Annotated in this window: 24 protein-coding genes and 2 tRNA genes; 2 read left to right on the top strand and 24 right to left on the bottom strand. The window is 63.7% G+C overall.

The features are described 5' to 3' along the window. Positions 1 to 2: 2 nt before the first annotated feature. The 19 genes from rimP to tpiA all read right to left on the bottom strand — a co-directional run bounded on the left by rimP (position 3) and on the right by tpiA (position 17,455). Positions 3 to 707 (bottom strand): ribosome maturation factor RimP, encoded by a 705-nt coding sequence (gene rimP / locus J2W94_RS03470; protein ID WP_430540537.1) that lies wholly within the window; start codon positions 705 to 707, stop codon positions 3 to 5. Positions 708 to 891: 184 nt separating this feature from the next. Then, positions 892 to 968: transfer RNA gene (locus J2W94_RS03465), tRNA-Met, on the bottom strand. 59 nt (positions 969 to 1,027) lie between these two features. Continuing rightward, entirely contained in the window at positions 1,028 to 2,479 is a 1,452-nt protein-coding gene (gene nuoN / locus J2W94_RS03460) for an NADH-quinone oxidoreductase subunit NuoN (RefSeq protein ID WP_310090301.1), read from the bottom strand. 9 nt (positions 2,480 to 2,488) lie between these two features. After that, on the bottom strand, positions 2,489 to 4,000 hold the full coding sequence (locus J2W94_RS03455; RefSeq protein WP_310090300.1) for an NADH-quinone oxidoreductase subunit M: 1,512 nt from the start codon (positions 3,998 to 4,000) through the stop codon (positions 2,489 to 2,491). 34 nt (positions 4,001 to 4,034) lie between these two features. Then, positions 4,035 to 6,146: an NADH-quinone oxidoreductase subunit L gene (gene nuoL / locus J2W94_RS03450; protein WP_310091564.1), complete on the bottom strand. Its 2,112-nt coding sequence runs from the start codon at positions 6,144 to 6,146 to the stop codon at positions 4,035 to 4,037. Positions 6,147 to 6,162: 16 nt separating this feature from the next. Further along, positions 6,163 to 6,468 (bottom strand): NADH-quinone oxidoreductase subunit NuoK, encoded by a 306-nt coding sequence (gene nuoK / locus J2W94_RS03445; protein ID WP_310090299.1) that lies wholly within the window; start codon positions 6,466 to 6,468, stop codon positions 6,163 to 6,165. Next, a complete protein-coding gene (locus J2W94_RS03440) occupies positions 6,465 to 7,121 on the bottom strand; it encodes an NADH-quinone oxidoreductase subunit J (RefSeq protein ID WP_310090298.1) in 657 nt (218 codons plus the stop codon). Before J2W94_RS03440 ends, nuoK begins: the two co-directional genes overlap by 4 nt. Positions 7,122 to 7,128: 7 nt before the next feature. Then, positions 7,129 to 7,617, bottom strand: coding sequence for an NADH-quinone oxidoreductase subunit NuoI (nuoI, locus tag J2W94_RS03435; RefSeq protein ID WP_310090297.1), 489 nt, complete (start codon positions 7,615 to 7,617; stop codon positions 7,129 to 7,131). A gap of 3 nt (positions 7,618 to 7,620) precedes the next feature. After that, on the bottom strand, positions 7,621 to 8,712 hold the full coding sequence (gene nuoH / locus J2W94_RS03430; protein ID WP_310090296.1) for an NADH-quinone oxidoreductase subunit NuoH: 1,092 nt from the start codon (positions 8,710 to 8,712) through the stop codon (positions 7,621 to 7,623). Beyond that, positions 8,709 to 10,961 carry an NADH-quinone oxidoreductase subunit NuoG gene (gene nuoG / locus J2W94_RS03425; RefSeq protein WP_310090295.1) on the bottom strand — a complete coding sequence of 751 codons (2,253 nt, stop codon included), beginning with the start codon at positions 10,959 to 10,961 and terminating at the stop codon, positions 8,709 to 8,711. The genes nuoH and nuoG overlap by 4 nt, the downstream gene beginning before the upstream one ends. After that, on the bottom strand, positions 10,958 to 12,316 hold the full coding sequence (gene nuoF / locus J2W94_RS03420; RefSeq protein WP_310090294.1) for an NADH-quinone oxidoreductase subunit NuoF: 1,359 nt from the start codon (positions 12,314 to 12,316) through the stop codon (positions 10,958 to 10,960). The genes nuoG and nuoF overlap by 4 nt, the downstream gene beginning before the upstream one ends. 4 nt (positions 12,317 to 12,320) lie before the next feature. Then, positions 12,321 to 12,848, bottom strand: a complete 528-nt coding sequence (nuoE, locus tag J2W94_RS03415; protein ID WP_310090293.1) for an NADH-quinone oxidoreductase subunit NuoE — start codon at positions 12,846 to 12,848, stop codon at positions 12,321 to 12,323. A gap of 52 nt (positions 12,849 to 12,900) precedes the next feature. Beyond that, positions 12,901 to 14,205: an NADH-quinone oxidoreductase subunit D gene (locus J2W94_RS03410; RefSeq protein ID WP_310090291.1), complete on the bottom strand. Its 1,305-nt coding sequence runs from the start codon at positions 14,203 to 14,205 to the stop codon at positions 12,901 to 12,903. Further along, on the bottom strand, positions 14,202 to 14,930 hold the full coding sequence (locus J2W94_RS03405; protein WP_310090290.1) for an NADH-quinone oxidoreductase subunit C: 729 nt from the start codon (positions 14,928 to 14,930) through the stop codon (positions 14,202 to 14,204). The genes J2W94_RS03410 and J2W94_RS03405 overlap by 4 nt, the downstream gene beginning before the upstream one ends. Before the next feature lie 45 nt (positions 14,931 to 14,975). Continuing rightward, complete coding sequence (locus tag J2W94_RS03400; RefSeq protein ID WP_310090289.1) at positions 14,976 to 15,530, bottom strand: NuoB/complex I 20 kDa subunit family protein; 555 nt, start codon at positions 15,528 to 15,530, stop codon at positions 14,976 to 14,978. Between the two features lie 4 nt (positions 15,531 to 15,534). Beyond that, positions 15,535 to 15,891, bottom strand: a complete 357-nt coding sequence (locus J2W94_RS03395) for an NADH-quinone oxidoreductase subunit A (protein WP_093280427.1) — start codon at positions 15,889 to 15,891, stop codon at positions 15,535 to 15,537. Between the two features lie 124 nt (positions 15,892 to 16,015). Beyond that, positions 16,016 to 16,100: transfer RNA gene (locus tag J2W94_RS03390), tRNA-Leu, on the bottom strand. A gap of 50 nt (positions 16,101 to 16,150) precedes the next feature. Next, a complete protein-coding gene (gene secG, locus J2W94_RS03385; protein ID WP_310090288.1) occupies positions 16,151 to 16,642 on the bottom strand; it encodes a preprotein translocase subunit SecG in 492 nt (163 codons plus the stop codon). A 60-nt stretch (positions 16,643 to 16,702) separates the two neighbouring features. Further along, positions 16,703 to 17,455 (bottom strand): triose-phosphate isomerase, encoded by a 753-nt coding sequence (gene tpiA, locus J2W94_RS03380; protein ID WP_310090287.1) that lies wholly within the window; start codon positions 17,453 to 17,455, stop codon positions 16,703 to 16,705. 81 nt (positions 17,456 to 17,536) lie between these two features. Here tpiA and J2W94_RS03375 point away from each other — a divergent pair, with 81 nt between their 5' ends. After that, the gene (locus J2W94_RS03375; protein WP_310090286.1) at positions 17,537 to 18,343 is read left to right on the top strand and encodes an SDR family NAD(P)-dependent oxidoreductase; all 807 of its coding nucleotides are present in this window, start codon (positions 17,537 to 17,539) and stop codon (positions 18,341 to 18,343) included. A 196-nt stretch (positions 18,344 to 18,539) separates the two neighbouring features. Here J2W94_RS03375 and J2W94_RS03370 read toward each other — a convergent pair whose 3' ends face one another. From J2W94_RS03370 to trpB, 5 genes are all read right to left on the bottom strand, one after another. Further along, the gene (locus J2W94_RS03370; protein WP_310090285.1) at positions 18,540 to 19,478 is read right to left on the bottom strand and encodes an isopenicillin N synthase family dioxygenase; all 939 of its coding nucleotides are present in this window, start codon (positions 19,476 to 19,478) and stop codon (positions 18,540 to 18,542) included. A 182-nt stretch (positions 19,479 to 19,660) separates the two neighbouring features. Beyond that, on the bottom strand, positions 19,661 to 21,016 hold the full coding sequence (glmM, locus tag J2W94_RS03365) for a phosphoglucosamine mutase (protein ID WP_310090284.1): 1,356 nt from the start codon (positions 21,014 to 21,016) through the stop codon (positions 19,661 to 19,663). After that, positions 21,013 to 21,912 (bottom strand): acetyl-CoA carboxylase, carboxyltransferase subunit beta, encoded by a 900-nt coding sequence (gene accD / locus J2W94_RS03360; protein WP_310090283.1) that lies wholly within the window; start codon positions 21,910 to 21,912, stop codon positions 21,013 to 21,015. Before accD ends, glmM begins: the two co-directional genes overlap by 4 nt. 85 nt (positions 21,913 to 21,997) lie before the next feature. Next, positions 21,998 to 22,798 carry a tryptophan synthase subunit alpha gene (gene trpA, locus J2W94_RS03355; RefSeq protein ID WP_310090282.1) on the bottom strand — a complete coding sequence of 267 codons (801 nt, stop codon included), beginning with the start codon at positions 22,796 to 22,798 and terminating at the stop codon, positions 21,998 to 22,000. A gap of 188 nt (positions 22,799 to 22,986) precedes the next feature. Continuing rightward, complete coding sequence (gene trpB, locus J2W94_RS03350) at positions 22,987 to 24,204, bottom strand: tryptophan synthase subunit beta (protein ID WP_310090281.1); 1,218 nt, start codon at positions 24,202 to 24,204, stop codon at positions 22,987 to 22,989. Between the two features lie 103 nt (positions 24,205 to 24,307). Here trpB and J2W94_RS03345 point away from each other — a divergent pair, with 103 nt between their 5' ends. After that, a complete protein-coding gene (locus J2W94_RS03345) occupies positions 24,308 to 25,204 on the top strand; it encodes a LysR family transcriptional regulator (RefSeq protein WP_310090280.1) in 897 nt (298 codons plus the stop codon). Positions 25,205 to 25,211: the final 7 nt, after the last annotated feature.

Genomic DNA, 25,211 nt, shown 5'->3' with positions numbered 1-25,211 from the left:
GTTTACTCCGCGCGCGGCCGCTTGGCCGCCGGTTGGTTGGTTTTTGCCTGGCCCGGTTGCTTGGGGGCCGGTTTCTTGGAAGCCGATTTGCCGGCCGGTTTTTTCTTAATCGCTTTCTTCGCCGCTTTCTTCACTGGCGCCGTCTTCTTCGGCGCCGCCTTGGCTGCGGCCGGTTTGGCCGGGCCGGCTTTCTTGGGCTGCGGCGCGAACCCCAGCGCCACCCAGTCGGGCATGATCCTGGCCTTGTCCACATTCTCGAACGCCACCGTCATCTCGGCATTGTCGACTTGTGAATTATCAAGTTTGAACACGATGTTGCCGCCTTCGATGCGCACGATCTGGCCCTGCAGCCGGCGGCGCCCGTCCTGCGGCAATCGCAGCACCACCTTGGCCGATTCGCCCTGGTGGCGAGCGAACTGCGCCAGGGTGAACAGCGGGCGCTCAATGCCGGGTGAAGACACTTCCAGTGTGTAGTTGCCGGTGATCGGATCCTCGACATCCAACTGAGCGGACACCTCGCGGCTCACCGCTTCGCAATCCTCGATATTGACCACACGCGTGGCCAGTTCGGCCTCGGTCACGTCGATATACAGACGCAAGGTGGCGCTGCCCGGCGCGGGCAGGTACTCGGCGCCCAGCAGCTCTAGGCCCAGGGCCTGCACCGTGGGGGACAGCAGGTTCGCGATTTGTTTTGCCTTGTCGCTCACGTGATGACGATTTGCCAGAAGGAAAAGGAAAAGTGACGGTCCGGAAACAACAAAGGGCCCTGATGGGCCCCTTGTCCGATACTGCTGGATTCCGGTGTGGAGGCGGGAACATTCGCCTTCACTAGCCCAGGCCTTGGTCGGTAAAAAAGCCTCTGCAAGAGGCTTTCCATCGAACCGAAAAGCTTGGTAGCGGGGGCAGGATTTGAACCTGCGACCTTCGGGTTATGAGCCCGACGAGCTGCCAGACTGCTCCACCCCGCATCAGAAGCGGAATTATGGTGACTCGGACCTTTTATTGCAAGCCCGCATCGCCGCGAGGTTCAGCCGGCGAAGGCCTGCTGGCACCACGCCATGATCGGATTCCAGAAGATTCCCAGCACCAGCAGCGCCAGCGCATTGACGCCGAACACCACTGGAACCACACGATCCCCGCGCACCGGCGGAAGCTCGCCGACGGGTTCGTCGAAGTACATCACCTTGATCACGCGCAGGTAGTAGTAACCGCCGATCACGGCGCAGACGACGCCCAGCACGGCCAGCCACACCAGCCCTCCCTCCAGCGCTGCGCCCAGCACTACCAGCTTGGCCCAGAAGCCCAGGAAAGGCGGTACGCCGGCCAGCGAGGCCATCACGCACAGCACCAATCCGGCCTGCCATGGATTCCGCGCATTCAGGCCCTTGAAGTCGTCGATCTTGTCGGCTTCGAAACCCTGGCGCGACAACACGATGATGGCGCCGAACGCCGCGGCCGACATCACCGCATAGCTGATGCCATAGAACAGCGAGGCCGCGTAACCGCGCGCTTCGCCGCCGGCCAGACCCAGCAGCAGGAAACCGACGTGGGAGACCGTCGAATACGCCAGCATGCGCTTGAGATTGGTCTGCGCGATGGCGATCACGTTGCCGATCACCAGCGAGGCGGCGGCGAGCCCGGCGAGCATCAGCTGCCACTGCTCGGACATCGGGCCCACGCCGTTCTCCAGCAGCCGGTAGGCCATGCCGAAGGCGGCGAGCTTGGGACCGGCGCTGATGAACAAAGTGATCGGCGTCGGTGCGCCCTGATAAACGTCGGGCAACCACATATGGAAAGGAGCGGCGCCCAGTTTGAATGCCAGCCCGGCCACCAGGAACACGACGCCGGTCAGCAACAGGGCTTTGTCGGCGACCTGGCCGGACGCAGCGTGGATACCGGCGAGGTCCAGCGTGCCGGTCGCGCCATAGACCAACGACATGCCGTACAGCAGCAACCCCGAAGCGAGCGAGCCGAGCACGATGTACTTCATGCCCGCTTCGGTGGAAAGACCGTTGTCGCGGTCCAGCGCGACCAGCGCATAGGAACACAGCGCCAGCAATTCCAGACCCAGGTAGACCAGCACCATGTTGCCCGCCGACACCAGCATCATCATGCCGGCCGTGGCGAACAGGATGAGCACCGGCACTTCGCCCGGATAGAGCTTGCGCTCGCGCAGGTACGGCCAGGCATAGAGCAGCGACAGCGCGCTGACTCCCAGGATCACCACCTTGCTGACATCGGCCATCACATCGCGCACGAACATGCCGCTGAATACCGTGCCCTGCCCGCCCACGCCGCAGGCGATCATCGCCAGCACGCCGGCCAGCAAAGCCAACGCCAGCGCATGGGTGATCACGCGGCGATTGGCGTCCAGGAACAGGTCCAGCATCAGCAGCGCGAAAGCGCCACCGATCAGCACCAACTCGGGCAGCAGCGGCATCAGGTCGGCGGTGGCGGCGGATAACGTCGGCGTGGTCATCATTCTTCCTTACAGCTTGCTGTTGGCGAGCTGCATCGCCAGTTGCGCGATCGAGGGCTCCATGAGGTCGGTCAGCGGCTTCGGCCAGATGCCGATCGCCAGCACGCCCAAAGCGAACACACCGAGCACCAGTATCTCCCGACCGTTGAGGTCCTTCATTTCCGCCACGTGCGCGTTGGCCACCTCGCCGTACATCACGCGCTTGACCAGCCACAACGTGTAGGCCGCGCCGATGATCAGGGTGGAAGCCGCGGTCAGCGCGAGATAGGGATGCTTCTGGAAGCTGGCCACGATGACCATGAATTCGCCGACGAAACCGCTGGTGCCCGGCAGGCCGGCGTTGGCCATGCCGAAGAACACGAACAGCACCGCGAACCACGGCATCACGTTGGCCACGCCGCCGTAGTCGCGGATCATGCGCGTATGCATGCGGTCGTACAGCACGCCGACGCAGGAGAACATCGCGCCGGAAACGAAGCCGTGCGAGATCATCTGCACCATCGAGCCCTGCAGGGCCAGACGGGCGCCGTCCAGGTTGCCGTGGTCGCGGATGAGACCGAACGCGATGAAGATGCCCAGAGTCACGAAGCCCATATGCGAGACCGACGAATAGGCGATCAGCTTCTTCATGTCGTCCTGCACCAGCGCCACCAGGCCCACATAAACCACGCCGATCAGCGACAGCACGATCACCAGCCAGGCCCATTCGTGGCCCGCGTCGGGAAGGATGGGAAGCGTGAAACGCAGGAAGCCGTAGCCGCCGATCTTCAGCATGATCGCCGCCAGGATCACCGAACCGGCGGTAGGCGCCTCCACGTGAGCGTCGGGCAACCAAGTGTGCACCGGGAACATCGGCACCTTGACCGCGAAGGCGACCAGGAAGGCGAAGAACAGCCAGGTCTGCTCCTTGGCGTTGAGCGACAACTGGTACAGATCGGCGAACTGGAAGCTGCCGCCTTTCAGATACAAGTAGATCAAGCCCACCAGCATCAGCACCGAACCGAGGAAGGTGTACAGGAAGAACTTGACCGATGCGTAGATGCGGCGCGGCCCGCCCCAGACGCCGATGATCAGGAACATCGGGATCAGCATGGCTTCGAAGAACACGTAAAACAGCATCGCGTCGGTGGCGCAGAACACGCCGATCATCATGCCTTCCAGGAACAGGAAGGCCGCGACGTACTGGCTCACGCGCTTCTCGATCACGGTCCACGCGCCGATCAGCGCGAGCGCGGTGGTCAGCGTGGTCAGCACGATCAGGGCGATGGAGATGCCGTCGGCGCCCAGGTTGTAGCCGATGTCGTAGGCGGGAATCCAGGCATGCGCCTCGACGAACTGCATGCCCGGATCGGCCGAATTTATGCCGGTCAGCAGGCCGATGCTGGCCACGAAGGTCAGCAGCGCCACCACCAGTGCGGTCCAACGCGCCGCACTGGGGCGGGCATTGCCCAACGCCAGGATCAGCGCGCCGCCCAGCATGGGCAGCCAGATCAATACACTCAATAAAGGCCAGTTCGACACGTCTTCGTAATCCGTCAGTTCAACGCCGCGGCGTTCATTGCCAAAACCGGATGAGTACGGCCAGGAGTGCAATCAGGCCGAGGATCATCGCGAAGGCGTAGTGGTAGAGGAAACCCGATTGGGTGCGTCGCAACAGATTGGCTGCCATGTCGACCAGCTTGGCGCTGCCGTTGACCGCCACGCCATCGATCACCTTGCTGTCGATGGCGCGCGACAGATCGCCCAGGGCCACGCCGCCGCCGGCGAAACCGCCGATCCACAGCGTGTCCATCCAGTACTTCTTGTCGAGGATGTTGGCCAGGAAGGCGCCGACTTTGCTGTGGCGCATGCGCGCGGGCAGTGCAGGCGAAGCGACGAGATAAAGCAGCGTCGCAGCGATGAATCCCAACAACGTAAGTGCGAACGGCCATGCCCATACGCCATGCCAGGCGAACGCAACCGGGCCGTGGAATTCTTCCTTCAGCGCCAGCACCGTGTCCCGCGCCGGATCCATGAAATCGATCGCTCCACTGAAGAAGGTGAGCGCCTGCCCAGGGACCGAGGCCGCCGCGTGATGGCCCATCCAGTCGGTGCCGAACAGCATGGGACCGATGGTGAAGAAGCCGATCGCAACGGAAGGAATGGCCAGGAGAATCAACGGAACGGTCACGACCCACGGAGATTCATGGGGCTCATGAGCGCCATGACCATGATCATCGTGCGCGTGGTCGTCATGCGCATGCGCCGCATGGCCGTGGCCATGGTCGTCATGGGCATCGCGGAAGCGCTCCTTGCCGTGGAAAGTCAGGTACAACAGGCGGAAGCTGTAGAAGCTGGTCACGAACACGCCGCCCAGCACCGCCCAATAGCCGTAGGTGGCGATCCAGTTGTTGGCTTCGTGCGCATGGTGCGCCGCGGCTTCGATGATGGTGTCCTTCGAATAGAAGCCGGAGAAGAACGGCGTGCCCACCAGCGCCAAGGTGCCGATCCACATGGTGATGAAAGTGATCGGCATGTACTTGCGCAGGCCGCCCATCTTGCGCATGTCCTGCTCATGGTGCAGGGCGATGATCACCGAGCCCGCGCCCAGGAACAGCAGCGCCTTGAAGAACGCATGGGTCATCAGGTGGAAGATCGCGGCCGAATACGCCGACACGCCCAACGCCACGGTCATGTAGCCCAGCTGCGACAGCGTGGAATAGGCGACCACGCGCTTGATGTCGTTCTGCACGATGCCGATCAGGCCGGTGAAGAAGGCGGTGGTGGCACCGATGAACAGAACGAAGTTGAGCGCCGTCTCCGACATCTCGAACAGCGGCGACATGCGCGCCACCATGAAGATGCCGGCGGTGACCATGGTCGCGGCGTGAATCAGCGCCGAGATCGGCGTCGGGCCTTCCATCGAATCCGGCAGCCAGACATGCAGCGGCACCTGCGCCGACTTGCCCATCGCGCCGATGAACAGGCAGATGCAGATGATCGTGGCCACACTCCACGGATGTCCGGTGATCACCTGTGCGGTGACGCCTTTCAGCATCGGCGCATTGGCGAACACCGAGGCGTAATCCAGCGTGCCGAACCAGAATAGCACCGCGGCGATGCCCAGCAGGAAGCCGAAATCGCCGACGCGATTGACCAGGAAGGCCTTGAGGTTGGCGAAGATCGCGCTGGGACGCTTGAACCAGAAGCCGATCAGCAGGTAGGACACCAGACCCACTGCTTCCCAGCCGAAGAACAGCTGCAGGAAGTTGTTGCTCATCACCAGCATCAGCATGGAGAAGGTGAACAACGAGATGTAGCTGAAGAAGCGCTGGTAACCCGGATCGTCGGCCATGTAGCCGATGGTGTAGATGTGCACCAGCAGCGAGACGAAGGTCACCACCACCATCATCATCGCCGTCAGCTTGTCGATCATGAAACCGACATGCCCGGAATAGTTGCCGATCTGGAAGAAGGTGTAAACGTTCTCGTTGAACGGTGCGGCGCCTCCGACCAGTTGGTAAAGCACCCAGCCGGACAATGCGCAACTGACCGCCACACCCAGGATGGTGACCCAATGCGCGCCCGCACGGCCTACCTGCCGCCCGAACAGGCCGGCCACGACGCTTCCCAGCAATGGCGCCAGCACGATCGCCAGCAGCACGTTCTTGGAGATGATGATTTCCAGACCCGTCATCGGTGCATCAGCCTTTCAAGGTATCGACTTCGGTCACGTTGATCGTGCGCCGGGTTCGGAACAGGGTGACCAGGATGGCCAGACCGATCGCGGCTTCCGCAGCGGCCACGGTCAGGATGAAGAACACGAAGATCTGCCCGTCCGGATCGCCGAACTGGCGCGAGAAGGCGATGAAATTGATGTTCACCGCCAGCAGCATCAGCTCGATCGACATCAGCAGCACGATGATGTTCTTGCGGTTGAGGAAGATGCCGGCGACGCTGATGCAGAACAGCACCGCGCCGAGCGCGAGCAAATGGCCCAGAGCGATCATGGCTTAGCCTCCGGTTCGGCCGGCGGCGGCACGATCAGGGTCTCGCGCACCGGATTTTCCACCGCCACATCGATCATGCGCAGACGGTCGCCGGCCTTGACCCGCGACTGCTCGGCAGGGTTCTGCGTCTTGCTGCCTTCGCGCTTGCGCAGGGTCAGCATCACCGCCGCGATCACCGCCACGGTCAGGATCACCGCGGCGAATTCGAACGGCAGCAGGAACTTGGTGAACAGCGTGCGCGCCAGCCATGCGGTGTTGGAAACGTCCGCCGCTGCCGATGCCGCGTTGGCCGCGTACGGCGTGACCAGTTTGGCCTTGAATCCGATCAGGGCCAGGATCTCCAAGAGCATGACCACCGCCACCAGCAGACCGACCGGCAGGTAACGCACCCAGCCCTCGCGGATCTTGACGATGTCGATGTCCAGCATCATCACCACGAACAGGAACAGCACCATCACCGCGCCCACGTAGACCAGGATCAGCGCCACGCCCAGGAACTCGGCGCCCACCAGCAGCCAGATGCAGGCGATGGAGAAGAACGTCAGGATCAGGCACAGCACCGCATGCACCGGGTTGCGCACGCTGATCACGCCGCCGGCGGCGACTACCGCCACGGCAGCGAATACATAGAAGGAAGCGAGCAGCAGATCCATCGTGACCTCAGCGGAAGGCGGCGTCGGCGGCGCGGCGCTCGGCGATCTCGGTTTCCAGCCGGTCCCCGATCGCCAGCAGCTGCGGCTTGGTGACGATGTTCTCGCCACGGTTTTCGAAGTGGTATTCCAGGATGTGGGTCTCCACGATGGAATCCACCGGGCAGCTTTCCTCGCAGAAACCGCAGTAGATGCACTTGAACAGGTCGATGTCGTAGCGCGTGGTGCGGCGGGTGCCGTCCTCTCGCTTCTCCGAATCGATGGTGATCGCCAGCGCCGGGCACACCGCCTCGCACAGCTTGCAGGCGATGCAGCGCTCTTCGCCGTTGGGATAGCGGCGCAGTGCGTGCAGCCCGCGGAAGCGTGGCGACTGCGGGAACTTCTCCATCGGGTACATCACCGTGTACTTCGGCTTGAACGTGTACTTCAAGGTCAGCCACAGTCCCTGCATAAGTTCCAGCAGCATCAGGCTCTTGAAGTAATGGACTACTTTATTCATCACTCAGACGCCTTTCTCGAACACACCAAAGAACACCATCAACGCAGTGACCGCGATCCAGGCGATGGTCAGCGGGATGAACACCTTCCAGCCCAGACGCATGATCTGGTCGTAACGGTAGCGCGGGAAACTGGCGCGGAACCAAATGAACGCGCTGGCGAAGAAACCCACCTTCAGCAGCAGCCACGGCCAGCCGCCCTGCCAGATCCAGTTCACCCATGGCGACACGTCGCCCGGGTTCCAGCCCTGCAGCGGGCTCAGCCAGCCGCCCATGAAGAACAGCGACACCAGGAAGCTGACCAGGATCATGTTGGCGTATTCGGCCAGGAAGAACAGCGAGAACGCCGCGCCCGAATATTCGACCATGTGCCCGGCGACGATTTCCGATTCGCCTTCGGTCACGTCGAACGGCGCGCGGTTGGTCTCGGCCACCCCGGACACCCAGTACACGATGAACAACGGGAACAACGGCAGCCAGAACCATTCGAACGGACCGTTGTTGCCGGCCTGCGCCATCACGATGTCGCTGAGGTTCATGCTGCCCGCGGCGATCAGCACGCCGACCAGGGCGAAGCCCATCGCGATTTCGTAGCTAACCACCTGCGCGGCCGAACGCATCGCGCCCAGGAAGGCGTATTTCGAGTTCGACGCCCAGCCGGCGATGATGATGCCGTACACGCCCAGCGAGGTCATCGCCAGCAGATACAACAGGCCTGCGTTGGCGTTGGACAGCACGATCTTCGCGTCGAAAGGCACCACAGCCCATGCGGCGAAAGCCGGAGCCAGCGTAATCAGCGGTCCAAGGATATACATCGTCTTCTGAGCCTTGGCGGGCATCAGGACTTCCTTGAACAGCAGCTTGAACACGTCGGCGAAGGCCTGGAAGATGCCCATGCCCACGTACATCGGCCCGTGGCGCACGTGCATCCAGCCGATCAGCTTGCGCTCCCAGACCACGTAGAAAGCGACCGCGACGATCACCGGCACCGCGATCAGCAGGATCTTCAGCACGATCCACAGCACCACGCCGAAACCGCCCAGCCCGAAGAACCATTCGCGCAGAGGATCGATGGCATTCAACAGAAGCTCGTTCATGCGCGCACCACCGTCACGCGTCCGGCGCCCAGCGGTGCGGTTGCGCCATGGCCGCTTTCGATCCAGGCCGCACCGCGCGCCACGCGCGCGTCGACGAAGACCGGCAAGGTGGCCGTACCATCGGGCGCGCCGACCTTGGCGACAACTCCTTCCGTCAGGCCCGCTGCTTCGGCATCTTCGGGATTCAGGATAATCCGCGGCGAAACATTGAGCGGATGCGCCTGCAACGCCTCGGCACGACGCACGACACCGTCGGTGCGGTAGATCGCAGCGCTCGCCGCCACTTCAAATCCTTCGGAAGCCGGCGAAGGCGCAGGAGACTTCGCGATCGCAGCGGGCGTCGATGCCTTGCCTGCGGCGCGTGCGCCAGCGAGGTCGATGAACTCGAACGCAGGCAACTGCAGTTCGCCGCCGAGAGCGCGCAACACCTTCCAGCCTTCGCGCGCTTCGCCCGGCAACTTGCCGCCGGCCTGAGTGCGCTGGTCGACGCCGTCCAGGTTGGTCAAGGTCGCCTCGATTTCCGGCAACGCGCCGATCGGCAGGATCACGTCGGCCACATTGCGGGTCGACTTGCAGGCGAAATGGCTGAAGGCCACGACCTTAGCCGCCTTCAATGCCTTCTGCGCATTCGCGCCGTCGGCGAAATCCAGACCCGGCTCGATACCGTAGATCACATAGGCCGCACGCGGCTCGGCGAACATGCCGACGACATCGCGTTTGGCCGGCAACACGCCGTTGCGTGCCAAACCCACCGCATTGGCGCCCTGCGGAATACGGCACAGCGAAGCACCGGTGGCGGCGGCGAATGCCTTGGCGGCGGCGCGGATAGAGGCGGCCTGCGGATGGTTTTCGACCAACGCGCCGACGATCAATACCGGGCGGCTGGCGCCCTTCACCGCATCCAGCAACGCGGAGTCGTTCAACGCGTCGACGAATTTCGACGGCGGTACGATGCGCTTGCCGGCGAGCGGGAACGCGAAATCGAAGTCGACCGGATTGACCGCGTAGACCTTGGCCTTGCGCTGCGTGTTGGCCTTGCGGATACGCTGATGCAATAGCGGCAGTTCATGGCGAATGTTGGTGCCGAGCAGAACGATAGCGTCGGCTTGCTCGATTTCCGCCAGTGGCGTGGCGAACGGTTCGGCCACGGCGCCATCGGAGAAATCGCGGTTGAAGATGCGGTGATCCAGATTGCCGCTACCCAGGCCTTCGGCCAGTCGGGCCAGCAGACTGCCTTCGTCGTTAGGAGTCGCCGGATGCGCGAGCACGCCCAGATCGTCGCCCTTGTGGGCGCGCAGGATTTCGGCGGCGGCGGCCAGGCCTTCGGCCCAGGACACTTCCTTCCAGTCGTTATCGGTACCGCTGTCGCCGACTTTCAGCAGCGGCCTGACCGCGCGGTCTTCGGCGTACAGGCCCTGGTGCGAATAGCGGTCGCGGTCGGACAGCCAGCATTCGTTGACCGCTTCGTTGTCGCGCGGCACGGTGCGCAGCACTTCGCCGCGGCGCACGTGCAGGAACAGGTTGGAACCCATCGCATCGTGATAGCCGATCGATTCGCGCGCGATCAGCTCCCAAGGACGCGCGCGGAACTGGAATACCTTGTTGGTCAGCGCGCCGACCGGGCACACGTCCACGACGTTGCCGGAAAGTTCGGTGGTCAGCGGCTTGCCGTCGTAGGTGCCGATCTGCAGGTTTTCGCCGCGGTACATGCCGCCCAGCTCGTAGGTGCCGGCGATGTCGGCGGTGAAGCGCACGCAGCGCGTGCACTGGATGCAGCGGGTCATCTCGGTGGCGACCAGCGGGCCGATGTCTTCGTCCGGCACCACGCGCTTGCGTTCCTGGAAACGGCTGACCGAACGGCCGTAACCCAGCGACAGGTCCTGCAGTTCGCATTCGCCGCCCTGGTCGCAGATCGGGCAGTCCAGCGGATGGTTGATGAGCAGGAATTCCATCACGTTGCGCTGCGACTTCAACGCCTTGTCGCTGCGCGTGGCGATCTTCATGCCGTCCATCACCGGGGTAGCGCAGGCCGGTGCGGGCTTGGGCATCTTCTCCACTTCCACCAAGCACATGCGGCAGTTGGCGGCGATGGCCAGTTTGTCGTGGTAGCAGAAACGCGGGATCGGAATGCCCGCCTTGTCGGCGGCCTGGATGATCATCGAGCCCTTGGGCGCGGCCAGTTCCACACCGTCGATGAAGACGGTGACATGGTCGGGCGCAAGGTTCGGATTGACGGGCTGGGCGCTCATGCGGCGCGCTCCTCGGCAACGCGATCGTACTTCTCATCGACGATGGAACGGCCGTTGAGGATGAAGTACTCGAATTCGTTCCAGTAGTGGCGCAGCATGCCCTGCACCGGCCACGCAGCCGCTTCGCCGAAGGCGCAGATGGTGTGGCCTTCGATCTGGCCCGCCGAAGCCTTCAGCGTATTCAAGTCTTCCAGCGTGGCCTTGCCTTCCACTACGCGGGTGATCATGCGGTACATCCAGCCGGTGCCTTCGCGGCACGGCGTACACTGGCCGCAGGACTCGGCGTAATAGAAACGCGCGATGCGCTGGCAGGCGCGGACCATGCAGGTGGTCTCGTCCATGACGATGACCGCTCCCGAACCCAGCCCGGAACCGGCCTTCTGGATGCTGTCGTAGTCCATGGTCAGGCCCATCATGGTTTCGCCCGGCAATACCGGCATCGACGAGCCGCCGGGAATCACCGCCTTCAGCTTGTGCCCATTGCGAATGCCGCCGGCCATTTCAAGCAATTCGGAGAACGGCGTGCCTAGACGGATCTCATAATTGCCCGGGCGCGCGACATGGCCGGAGACCGAAAAAATCTTCGGGCCGCCGTTGTTCGGCTTGCCCAGATTGAGGAACCACTCGGCGCCATTGCGGATGATCGCCGGCACAGAAGCGTAGGTTTCGGTGTTGTTGATGGTGGTCGGCTTGCCGTACAGGCCGAAGTTGGCCGGGAACGGCGGCTTGAAACGCGGCTGGCCCTTCTTGCCTTCCAGCGATTCCATCAATGCGGTTTCTTCGCCGCAGATGTAAGCACCCGCGCCCAGGGCGTTATAGATCTCGATGTCGATGCCCGATCCGAGCACGTTCTTGCCAAGCCAACCGTGCTTGTAGGCCTCGGCAGTGGCTTCTTCCAGGTGTTCGAAAGGCTCGTGGTGGAACTCGCCGCGGAGGTAGTTGTAGGCGGCGCTAGAACCGGTCGCGTAGCAGGCGATGGCCATGCCCTCGATCACCGAATGCGGGTTGTAGCGCAGGATGTCGCGGTCCTTGGCGGTGCCCGGCTCGGATTCGTCGGAATTGCAGAGAATGTACTTCTGCATGTCGCCCTTGGGCATGAAGCTCCACTTCAGGCCGGTGGGAAAGCCCGCGCCACCACGGCCGCGCAGGCCGGACTGCTTGACCATTTCGACCACGTCGGCCGGCGCGATCTTCTCTTCGATGATCTTGCGCAGCGCGCTGTAACCGCCGGTCTTCAAATAGTTGTCGTACGACCACGGCTTGTCGAAATGCAGCGTGGTGTAGACCACCTGGTGCTCTTTCGGTGCGGGGCCGACCGGGCCGTAGCCCTCGGAGGCGTGTGGGTGATGTGCCATGCGCTTATTCCAACCCGTCCAGCAGTTCGTCCACCTTCGCGGGCGTGAGCTTCTCGTGGTAGTGGCCGTTGATGACGACCACCGGCGCGCCGCAACAGGCGGCCACGCACTCTTCTTCGCGTTTGAGGTAGACGCGGCCGTCGGCGGTCGATCCGCCGAGCTTGCAGCCGAGCTTCTTCTCCGCATGCGCGACCAGGTCTTCGGCGCCGTTCAACCAGCAGCTGATGTTGGTGCAGAAGGCGACGTTGTTGCGGCCGACCTTCTCGGTTTCGAACATCGAGTAGAAGCTGGCAACCTCGTAAGCCCAGACCGGCGGCAATTCCAGGTATTTGGCGACGGCGACGATCAACTCGTCGCTGAGCCAGCCTTGGTTCTGTTCCTGCGCCGCGTGCAGGCCCTGCAGAACCGCCGAACGCTTGCGGTCCGGCGGGAACTTGGCCAGCCAGTGGTCGATATGCGCGCGCGTCTTGTCGTTCAACGCCAGCAGCGGATCGACGTTGCGCGCCGCTTCGAAATTACCGGTCGCCCTCATGAGCGAAGCTCCAAGGAAAATGCGTTCCGCGCATGGTGAGCCTGTCGAACCCTCATCGGTCCACCTCACCAAAAACGAGATCGTAGGTGCCGATCATCGCCACGACGTCCGGCAGCATGTGCCCGCTGACGACATGGTCCATCGACGAAAGATGGGCGAAGCCCGGCGCGCGCAAGTGCACGCGGAACGGCTTGTTGGCGCCATCGGAGACGAGATAGCAGCCGAATTCGCCCTTGGGCGCTTCGACCGCGGCATAGGTTTCGCCAGCAGGCACGCAATAGCCTTCGCTGAATAATTTGAAGTGGTGGATCAGCGCTTCCATGTCGTCCTTCATTTCCTCGCGGGACGGCGGCGCCACCTTGAAGTTCTGCACCATCACCGGGCCCGGATTGGCCTTCAGCCACTTCACGCACTGGGCGATGATGCGGTTGGACTGGCGCATTTCGGCCACGCGCACCAGGTAACGGTCGTAGCAGTCGCCGTTGGTGCCGATCGGGATCTCGAAGTCGACCGTGTCGTATTTCGCATACGGCTGCTTCTTGCGCAGATCCCAGGCGATGCCCGAACCGCGCAGCATCGCGCCGGTCATGCCCCAGGCGCGCGCTTCGTCCGGCGAGATCACACCGATGCCGACAGTGCGCTGCTTCCAGATGCGGTTGTCGGTGAGCAGGGTTTCGTACTCGTCGACGCGCTTGGGGAATTCGTTGGTGAAGTCTTCGATGAAATCCAACAGCGTGCCTTCGCGCGCGGCGTTGAAGCGCTTCAGCGCCTTGCCCTTGCGCCAGGGCGATTCCTTGTACTTGGGCATGTGGTCCGGCAGGTCGCGATAGACGCCGCCCGGACGATAGTAAGTGGCGTGCATGCGCGCGCCGCTGACCGCTTCGTAGCAGTCCATCAGCTCTTCGCGTTCGCGGAAGGCGTACAGCATCACCGCCATCGCGCCCAGGTCCAGGCCGTTGGAACCGACCCACATCAGGTGGTTCAGGATGCGGGTGATCTCGTCGAACATGGTGCGGATGTACTGGGCGCGTTCCGGCGCCTGAATGCCCATCAGCCGTTCGATCGCAAGCACATAAGCGTGCTCGTTGCACATCATGGACACGTAATCCAGACGATCCATATAGCCGATCGACTGGTTGAACGGCTTGCTCTCGGCCAGCTTCTCGGTGCCACGGTGCAGCAGGCCGATGTGCGGATCGGCGCGGACCACGGTTTCGCCGTCCATTTCCAAGATCAGGCGCAGCACGCCGTGCGCGGCCGGGTGCTGGGGGCCGAAGTTCAGCGTGTAGTTGCGGATTTCCTGGCGGCTTTCGGCAGGATTGCTGGCGAAGGCGACGCCGGATTGCTGCGCGGTCACTTGGCGGGCTCCCTCAGGGCGGCTTCGCCGGCCGCAGTGGCGTAGCGGGCGTCGTCGCGGATCACGCGCGGTACGCCGACGCGGGGTTCGACCGAAGTCACCGGTTCGTAGATCACGCGCTTCTTCTCTTCGTCGTAGCGGACTTCCACGTTACCGATCAGCGGGAAATCCTTGCGGAACGGATGGCCGACGAAACCGTAGTCGGTCAGGATGCGGCGCAGGTCCGGATGTCCCTGGTAGAGGATGCCGAACAGATCGAACGCCTCGCGCTCGAACCAGTTGGCGCCCGGCCAGATGTCGGTGACCGAGGCCACCATCGGCAGTTCGTCGTTGGCGGCGTAGCAGCGCACGCGCAGTAGGCGGTTGTGCCGGTAGGAACGCAGGTGGGCCACGGTGGCGAAGCGGTGCACGGGGCCTTCGCCGTGCGGACGGTTTTCCCAGGTGAAGCGTCCCGGACCGAAACCCAGTTCGACACCGCGGCTGAAGCCTTCGGAAGAGACGTTGGCGGTTTCCCACTCGTCGCTGCCGTAACCCAGGTAATCGACACCGCACAAGTCGACGAGTTGCTCGAAGCCGAAATCGTCGCGCAGGGAGAGGCAGGCGGCGTGCCACGTCTCCGACGGCACTTCCAGCGTCACTTCACCGCGGGCTTCGGCGATGCTGAGGATCGCGTCGGGAAAACGCGCCTGCAGTTGTTCGATGTAGGTTGCAGCTTGCTCGGCCATGGGGGCGTGGCGTGCTCTTGAGTTAAGGGATCAGCGGGTGGCTCTTCAACGGGCAATCGTCTGCGTACGCCAGATTTTCTTTTGCAACTGCAGGATGCCGTAGACCAGCGCTTCGGCCGTCGGCGGGCAACCCGGCACGTACACGTCCACTGGCACGATGCGGTCGCAACCGCGCACCACTGAATACGAGTAGTGGTAATAACCGCCGCCGTTGGCGCAGCTGCCCATCGAGATGACCCACTTCGGTTCCGGCATCTGGTCGTAGACCTTGCGCAGCGCCGGCGCCATCTTGTTGACCAGGGTGCCAGCCACGATCATCACGTCGGATTGGCGCGGCGACGGGCGGAACACCACGCCGTAGCGATCCAGGTCCAGGCGCGAAGCGCCAGCGTGCATCATCTCGACCGCGCAGCAGGCCAGGCCGAAGGTCATCGGCCACATCGAACCGGTGCGCGCCCAGTTCATCAGCGCATCGACGCTGGTGGTCACGTAGCCCTTTTCCAGCAGCGGGTTTTCGCCGTCGGGCCGCAGGATGTCGTCGACCCGCCCTTCCGGGATCGGGTTGGTCATCAGGCGATCGATGGTTCCAAGGACGCTCATGCGCTCACTCCCATTCCAGGGCTCCCTTCTTCCAAACGTAGATGAAACCGAGGAACAGCATGCCCACGAACAGGCCCATGGTGACCAGCGCGCGTGCGCCCAGCTCCTGCCAAACCAGGGTCCAGGGCACGATGAAGATGATTTCCAGATCGAAGACGATGAACTGGATGGCGATCAGGTAGTAGCGCACGTCGAACTTCATGCGCGCGTCCTCGAAGGCCTCGAAGCCGCACTCGTAGGGCGAGAGCTTCTGCGCATCGGGACGACGGGGACCGAGGAACCGTCCTATCACCATCAGCGAAACGCCGATGCCGGTAGCGACGATCAGGAACAACAGGGTCGGCAGGTATTCGGCCAGCACGCGTGGTCCTCGGTTGGTTGACCTGCGGAATGCGCGCCGGTCGCGCGCGGGTTCCGCCGGATTCGCGTTTTCCCTCACGAGTCCGCGCGTCTGATGCGCGGGGCTTTGAGAAGAATTCGCATCTTGGTGCCCAAGAGGGGACTCGAACCCCTACGACTTTCGCCGCTACCACCTCAAGGTAGTGCGTCTACCAATTCCGCCACCTGGGCAAACGTATGCGCTTGGGCAAGCCCGAGCGCGGAAACTATTGTAACCGTCTTCAGCCGCCTTGCGGCGGTGTCACGGGCGGTTGCGCAGGCGTCGACGGTGCGGTTTCCTTCTCTACCGGAACCGATTCGACCGGCACGGAAGAAGCCGGTGCCGACGGCACGGAGGAAGGCGTCGCGCTGGGCGCCGTGATCGGCGCACTCGGCACCGTCGATGGAGACTGCGACGGTTTCGACAATTCGCCCGCGGCGGCGGCAGGCGCAGGCTGTTCGGCCATGATGCCGAGATTCTGCTGCACCACCGGACGTGCGCTGTGCGACGCCTGCCAAGCCATGAACAGGCTGATGCCGAAGAACACGACGGCCAGCCATTTGGTGCTCTTGGACAGGAAGTTGGACGCGCCACGCGCGCCGAACACGGTGCCGGAAGCGCCGGCACCGAAGCCGGAACCCGCGGCCGCGCCGCTGCCACGTTGCATCAGCACCATTGCGATGATCGCAATGGCCACCAGCACGTAGATCACATTGAGGGTCAACATCAACATTTGTGGATCTCGATCGAATTTGAAAAAAAGAGCCAGGGACGTCAGGCCCGAACCAATGGATCAGTCGGCTGCAGCCCTTGCGATGGCCAGGAAATCGGCGGCCACCAGGGAGGCGCCACCGACCAGTCCACCATCGACATCGGGTTGCGCGAACAGTTCCGCGGCATTGTCGGGCTTGACGCTTCCGCCATACAGCAGCGGCAGCGAATCGCCAATTCTAGCATCGCGGGCCTTGACCACGCCACGAATGAAGGCGTGCACGTCCTGCGCCTGCTGTGGAGATGCGGTGCGGCCGGTGCCGATGGCCCAGACCGGTTCATAGGCCACCACGGCCTCCCCGAAGGCCCCGATACCGGCCAGATCCAGCACCGGAGCCAGCTGCGCGGCGATCACGGCTTCGGTCTGGCCGGCCTCGCGTTGCTCCAGGGTTTCGCCCACGCAGAGGATGGGAACCAGCCCGGCATTCTTCGCCGCGACGAACTTGGCGGCCACCAGTTCGCTGCTTTCGGCGTGGTACTGACGGCGTTCGGAGTGGCCGACCAGCCCGTAGCGGGCGCCCACATCCACCAACATCGCCGCCGAGACTTCGCCGGTATAGGCGCCTTTTTCGTTGCTGCTGACGTCCTGGGCGCCGAAGAAAATGTCGTGGCGTTCGAAGTCCTCGATCAAGTCGCCCAGGTAGGGCATGGGCGGCAACACCACCACCTCGACCCCCGACAGCGGCAGACCCGCGGCCAGTTCAGCGACCAGGCCTGTGGCGAAGGCGCGGGTGCCATGGAGTTTCCAGTTTCCGGCTACGATCTTGCGGCGCATCGTGCGATTCCTATCCAGCCTGACTCCAGGGGCGCAAAGAATAGCCGATGCCCTGCCCCGCCTTCATTCAGGATGCGACCGATGGTTTCCACTGCTCCCGCCGGCTATGCACTGGTCACCGGCGCCTCCAGCGGCATCGGCGCCGCCATCGCCCGGGAATACGCGCAGCGGGGCGTGCCGTTGATCCTGACCGCGCGCCGCGTGGACAAGCTGGAACAACTGGCTGCCGAGCTGCGCGGCAAAGTGCAGGTGGAAGTGATCCCCGCCGACCTCAGCGACCCGAAGGCGCCCGAAATCCTGGCCGCCGAAATCCAGCGCCGCGGCCTGCCGGTGCGCATTCTGGTCAACAACGCCGGCTACGGCGTGCCCGGCCGCTATCTGACCAAGGACTGGCCGACGCATGCGCAGTTCCTGCAGGTCATGGTCGGCGCGGCCAGCGAACTGACCTGGCGGCTGCTGCCAGCGATCCGGGCTTCCGGCCATGGTCGCATCCTCAATGTGGCCTCGTTCGCCGCACTGGTGCCGGGCGCGGACGGGCAGACGCTATACGCGGCGGTCAAAGCCTACCTGGTGAGGTTCAGCGAATCGCTTGCGCTGGAAAACCTGGATCGCGGCGTGCACGTGACCGCGCTATGCCCGGGTTTTACCTGGTCCGAATTCCACGACGTGACCGGCACCCGCGAAATGATGTCCAAGCTTCCCAAATGGGCGTGGCTGGAAACCGATGCGGTGGCCAAGGCGGGTATCGACGGCGTCGAACGCGGGAAGGTGATCGTAGTGCCGGGGCGCGTCTACAGGCTGCTGCGGTTCCTGGCCAAGCATCTGCCCGATTCGCTGGTATTGGGATTAATGGGCAGGAATTCGAAGAAGATCCGCAAGGTGGATTGAATGCCGGATCGACGCAGATAACCGAAAGGAGCCTGTAAATCCCAAGGCTCGTCATCCCAGCGAAAGCTGGGATCCATTTTGCTTTTGCTCCTATCCGGCTGACCGCGAAGATCAAGATGGATCCCAGCTTTCGCTGGGATGACGACCCGTTACTTTTGCTTCGCCTGCAACAACTGGAACCTGCTGGCCACTACTTCTATTTCAGCTTGATCTCGCGCAACCGCTCTTCCAGATAGCCCTGGGCAGTGATCGGCTCCGGATAGCGCTTGGGATTTTCCGCGGTGACGGTCGAGGGCAACACGTCGATCAGGAAATCCGGATTGGGATGCAGGAAGAACGGCACCGAATAGCGCGGCTTGCGCGCCTGTTCGCCCGGGGGATTGACGACGCGGTGCGTGGTCGACGGGTACACATGGTTGGTCAGCCGCTGCAGCATGTCGCCGATGTTGACCACGATGGTGTCCGCATCCGAAGTGAACGGCACCCACTCGCCCTGCTGGGATTTGACTTCCAGCCCGGCGGCGCTGGCGCCGACCAGCAGCGTGATCAGGTTGATGTCCTCGTGCGCGCCGGCGCGCACGTTGGGGATGTCGTCGGCGGTGATGGGCGGGTAATGGATGGGCCGCAGGATGGAGTTGCCGGAGTCGGTCTTGTCGGCGAAATAGTTCTCCGCCAGCCCCAGATGCAGGGCCAGAGCGGACAGAACCCGCGAACCGAGCTTGTCGAGCGCCTCGTAAAGCCCGTAACCGTGCTCGCGGAAACCCGGCACCTCATCGGGCCACAGGTTGGGCGGCATGACCTCGGCGTATTTCGAGTCGCGCGGAATCTCACGGCCGATATGCCAGAACTCCTTCAGATCGAAGTGTTTGGAATCCTTCGCGGTCTCCACGCCGAACGGCGTGTAGCCGCGCGCGCCGCCGCTGCCGGGCACGTGGTATTTCAATTTGGTCTCTTCCGGCAGAGCGAAGAAATTGCGGAACACGTCGTAGGCGTCATCGATCGCCGGCTGCGGGATGCCATGGTTGCGGATGCCGGCGAACCCCCACTGCCGATAGGCAGCGCCGAGTTCGGCGACGAAAGCTTCACGATCTGTGTCGAAACGGGTGATGTCGAGGGTGGGAATTCTTGCTGTCATTGTTTTGCTCTGGCTTTTGTTCCCTTCTCCCACCGGGAGAAGGTGGCGCGCAGCGCCGGATATCGAAGTCGCCTCAAGCGGCTGAGGAGGGAGAATTCCAACCCACGGGAACGGCATCGCAAGCGGAAAGTCCGCTCCCTCATCCGCCCTCCGGGCACCTTCTCCGGGGGGAGAAGGAAAACTCAAGCCGCCGCACGCACCGCATCGGCCAGCTTGTCCAACGTGTTCTGCATCAAAACATCATCATCCGCCTCCACGGTCACCCGCACCACCGGCTCGGTGCCGGAAGGACGCAGGAAAGCGCGCCCGTGGCCTGAAACCGCGGCCTGCGCCTCGGCCAAGGCGGCCTTGACGCTATCGGCTTCGGTCGGCCTGGCGCCATTGGTCAGACGCACGTTGATGGTTTTCTGCGGCACCATCACCAGACCTTCCAGCGCCTGCCGCAACGACCTGCGCGTGCGGCCCAGCACTTCCAGCACCTGTAGCGCGCTGACGATGCCGTCGCCGGTGCTGGTGCGGTCCAGGCACAGCAGATGCCCGGAGGCTTCGCCACCCAGGATGCCTTTGCCTTCGACCAGCGCCTGATGCACATAGCGGTCGCCGACTTTGGCGCGGACGAACTCGATACCGGATTGGCCGAAGGCTTTTTCCAAACCGTAATTGGTCATCAGCGTGCCGACCACGGGGCCGCGTAGACGGCCGCTCTTCTTCCAGTCGTTGGCCAGCACATAGATCAGGCCATCGCCATCGACGATTTCGCCCTGTCCATCGACGAACAGCACGCGGTCGCCATCGCCATCGAAAGCGATGCCCAGATCCGCGCCGGTTTCGCGCACGCGCGCCGCCAGCAGTTCCGGGTGGGTGGAACCGACGCCGTCGTTGATGTTGAGTCCGTTGGGTTCCGCGCCGATCGCTTCGACGCGCGCGCCGAGTTCGCGCAGCACGATCGGTCCTACCTGATAGGTCGCGCCATTGGCGCAGTCCACCACGATGCGCATGCCCTGCAGGTCGAACTGCCGCGATACGGAATTCTTGCAAGCCTCCACGTAACGGCCGATGGCATCGCGGGTGCGTACCGCCTTGCCCAGTTGTTCGGAAGCCACGGTGCGGAACGGATGCTCCAGCGCCGCCTCGATCGCCAGTTCGGTGGCATCGTCCAGCTTCTCGCCTTCGGCGGAGAAGAATTTGATGCCGTTGTCGTGGTGCGGATTGTGCGAAGCGGAAATCACGATGCCGCCATCGGCGCGCAGCGAACGGGTCATGTGCGACACCGCCGGGGTGGGCATCGGCCCCATCAATTCCACGTCCACGCCCGCCGCGACCAGACCGGCCTCGAGCGCGGCCTCGAACATGTAGTTGGAGATGCGCGTGTCCTTGCCGATGATCACCACCGGCTTGCGCCAGTCGCCAGCGCTCTTGACCGAAGCGCGCAGCGCATGGCCGTAGGCATTGCCCAGCCGCAGCATGAAGTCGGCCGAGATAGGACCCTCGCCGACCCGGCCACGAATACCGTCGGTGCCGAAATACTTGCGACTCATGCGGCGTCCACCAGCGGACCATCCTGCGGCTTGGGTTGTTTCATCATCAACGCCAGCAGGTCGGCCAGGCGGTCACGCAGCTCGCGACGGTCGCAGATCTGATCGATGGCGCCGTGTTCGACCAGAAACTCGGAACGCTGGAAACCTTCCGGCAAGGTCTCGCGCACGGTTTGTTCGATCACGCGCGGACCGGCGAAACCGATCAGCGCTTCCGGCTCGGCCATGTTGATGTCGCCCAGCATCGCGAACGACGCCGACACGCCGCCGGTGGTGGGATGGGTCATCACCGAGATGTACGGCAGGCCGGCCTCGCGCAGGCGACCGAGCGCCGCCGAAGTCTTGGCCATCTGCATCAGCGAAAACAGGCCTTCCTGCATGCGCGCGCCGCCGCTGGCGGAAAAGCATACGAACGGCGAACCGATCTCCAGCGCACGCTCGGCGCCCAGGGCGAAACGTTCGCCGACCACCGAACCCATCGAGCCGCCCATGAAGGCGAAATCGAACGCGGCGGCGACCAGCGGACGCCCCTTCAGCGGGCCCTGCAACACGACCAGCGCGTCGCGCTCGCCGGTGGCTTTCTGCGACGCCTTGATGCGGTCGACGTATTTCTTTTGGTCCTTGAACTTCAGCGCATCGACCGGCCCCAGCGTCGAACCGATTTCCTGGGTACTGGCGCCTGCGTCGAACAGCGCGTTCAGGCGCGCACGCGCGCGGATGGCCATGTGGAAGCTGCACTTCGGACAGACTTCCAGGTTTTCTTCCAATTCGGGACGGTAAAGCACGGAGCCGCAGCGCTCGCACTTTTCCCAGAGACCCTCCGGTACGCTGCGCTTGTTCTTGTTGGCGCCCGCCTGGGTGCGGATGCCCGACGGCATCAGTTTGCTCAGCCAGCTCATGCGTTTGCCATGTGTTTGCGACGCCCCGTTCAGTTTCAGCGCTTGGATCAGCGCGGAAGTTTATCCCAGCCGCCGCTTTTTGAGTTCAGCCGTCCAGCGCGCGGCGAAGCGGCGCAAGGAATGCTGCAGCGCGGGATGCGGCGTCCTCGGGCGTGGCGGCGTCCGCCAGGTAAGCCACCAGCGCGCTGCCGACCACCACCCCATCGGCCTCGACCGCCATGGCGGCGGCGCTGGCCGCATCCTTGATGCCGAAGCCGGCGACCACCGGCACCTGCGATTGCGCCCGAAGCGTATGCAGCCGTCCTCCGGCGGCCTGCGTGTCCAGATGGCTGGCGCCGGTGACGCCGGCGAAGCTGACGTAATACAGATAGCCCTGCGCGGATTCGCACAGCATGGCCATGCGTTCGGGCGTGGTGGTCGGCGAAGCGAGCGCGATCAGGTCCAGGCCCTGGCCGGTGAAGATCTCGCGCGTCTCGGCGGCTTCTTCCGGCGGCAGGTCGACCAGCAGCACCCCGTCCACGCCGGCCTGCACCGCTTCTTCGGCGAAACGCCGGTTGCCATGGATCTCGATGGGGTTCAGGTAGCCCATCAGCACCACCGGCGTATCGGCATCGCGCTGGCGGAACTCGGCGACGGCCTGTAACACATAGCGCAGACCCGCGCCGCGCCGTAACGCCTGTTCGGAACTGCGCTGGATGACCGGACCGTCCGCCATGGGATCGGAGAACGGAACGCCCAGCTCGATCACATCGGCTCCGGCGGCGACCAGCGCATGCATGACCGGCACGGTGGCTTCCAGCGAAGGATCGCCTGCGGTGACGAAGGGGATGAGTGCCTTGCGCTGAGCGGACTTGAGTTGTGAAAAACGGGCGGCGATTCGACTCACGTTAGGAGGCTCGGTTGAGCCCCTCTCCCACCGGGAGAGGGGTTGGGGTGAGGGTACGGCGAAGTCCGGATGTTGAAATGGCTTCCGCAGTTCGGCACTCACTGCTCCGCCGTACCCTCATCCGCCCTTCGGGCACCCTGTATCAAGTACAGGGCAGGCCCTTCTCCCGAGGGGAGAAGGGAAAATGCTTAAAGCTCAAACCCCTCGCGCGCGGCGATCGTGTGCACATCCTTGTCGCCGCGACCGGAGAGGTTGCACAGCACCAGTGCGTCCTTGGGCAGCTCGCGCGCCAGTTTGATCGCCTGGGCCACGGCGTGGCTGGACTCCAGCGCCGCCAGAATGCCTTCGGTGCGCGCCAGCGTGTGGAACGCTTCCAGCGCCTCCTCATCGGTCACGCCCACGTACTGCGCGCGTCCCGCATCGCTGAGAAAGGAATGCTCCGGACCCACGCCCGGGTAATCCAGGCCGGCGGAGACCGAATGGGTCTCGGTGATCTGCCCGTCGTCGTCGCAGATCACATAGGTGCGGTTGCCGTGCAGCACGCCTGGGCGGCCAGCGGCGATCGAGGCCGCGTGGCGGCCGGTCTCGATGCCATCGCCCGCCGCTTCGGCGCCGACGATCTTCACTTCGGCATCGTTGAGGAACGCATGGAACAGGCCGATGGCGTTGCTGCCTCCGCCGACGCAGGCGGTGATGACATCCGGCAGGCGGCCATAGTCGGTCAGCATCTGCGCGCGCGCCTCGCGTCCGACCACGGCGTTGAAATCGCGCACCATGCGCGGATACGGATCCGGGCCGGCGACGGTGCCGATGATGTAGAAGGTGTCCTGCACGTTGGTCACCCAGTCGCGCATGGCTTCGTTCAACGCATCCTTCAGCGTCTGCGAGCCGGAGGTGACCGGCACTACGGTCGCGCCGAGCAGCTTCATGCGGTAGACGTTGATCTTCTGGCGCTCGATGTCGGTCGCGCCCATGTACACCACGCATTCCAGACCCAGCCGCGCGGCGACGGTGGCGCTGGCCACGCCGTGCTGGCCGGCGCCGGTCTCGGCGATGATGCGGGTCTTGCCCATGCGGCTGGCCAGCAGGGCCTGGCCGATGGTGTTGTTGATCTTGTGCGCGCCGGTGTGATTCAGATCCTCGCGTTTGAGCAGGATGCGGGCGCCGCCGACTTCGCGCGACAGGCGCTCGGCCTCGTAGATGGGGCTGGGCCGGCCGACGTAGTGCTTGAGGTCTTTTTCGAACTCGGCGATGAAGGCCGGGTCCACGCGCGCCACGTCATAGGCGGCTGCCAGTTCCTGCAGAGGACCGATCAGGGTTTCGGCAACGAAGCGCCCGCCATAACGTCCGAAATGGCCACTGGCGTCCGGATAGGCGTGGTAATCGGTGGTCCGGGTTTGGTTCATGGGTGATCGAACGACATCAATACGGGACCTACACTTTAGCGCACACAAAATCAGCTATAAAGCTATAAAATCTCAATGAAACGTCAGTAAAACTCACCTATCAATGCCCCGGAAACTGCCCTCTCTCAATGCCCTGCACGCTTTCGAGGCCGCCGCCCGCCTGGAAAGCGTGACCCGTGCAGCGAACGAACTGCACGTCACCCACGGCGCCGTCAGCCGACAGATCAAGGCGCTGGAAGCCGATCTGGGCAAAGCTCTGTTTGCGCGAGAGGGGCGCGGCCTGGCTCTGACGCCCGCCGGCGTTCGTTTGCGCGACGCTACTGGCGCTGCCTTCCAGCAACTGGAGGAATCCTGGTCGGACCTGCGCCGCGTCAGCGCCCCTTCGGCACTGGTGCTGGGCTGCCCGGGCAGCGTGCTGGCGCGCTGGGTCATTCCACGCCTGCCACGCCTCAGCCGGGAACTACCGGATCTGAAACTGCATCTGGTGGTCCACGAAGGCGATTTCGATGCCCGTTTGAATGGTCTGGACGCCGCACTGTTGCTAGCGGAGCCGCCGTTCCCCGAAGGATGGCAGGTGCACGAACTGGCCGCCGAAAGGATCGGCCCGGTAGTCAGTCCGCGTTACGCCGGTTTCGACTCGTTACGCGACCAGTCGCCCCCGATGTTGTTGGGCGAAGCCTTGTTGCATACCAGCTCGCGGCCGCAGGCCTGGCCGACGTGGGCCGCGAGCAACGGACTGGACCCGGACGATCTGACCTTTGGCGCGGGTTTCGAGCACCTTTATTACCTGCTGGAAGCGGCGGTCGCCGGACTGGGCGTGGCGATCGCGCCGCAGCCGCTGGTCAGCGAAGACCTCGACTCCGGACGCCTGATGGCGCCCTGGGGCTTTGTGGAAGCGCCGGGGCGATGGATTCTCTGCGCACGTCGCAACGAGGACGATGCACGCATCGCCCTGCTGGCCGAATGGCTGCGACGCGAGCTGGCCGGCGATCGGGCATAAATCCAAA

Source organism: Pseudoxanthomonas sacheonensis (assembly GCF_031455975.1).
Classification (GTDB): Bacteria; Pseudomonadota; Gammaproteobacteria; order Xanthomonadales; family Xanthomonadaceae; genus Pseudoxanthomonas_A; species Pseudoxanthomonas_A sacheonensis_A.
Note: the sequence above shows the minus strand (reverse complement) of the source record. Positions and strands in the feature narration are given on the sequence as shown.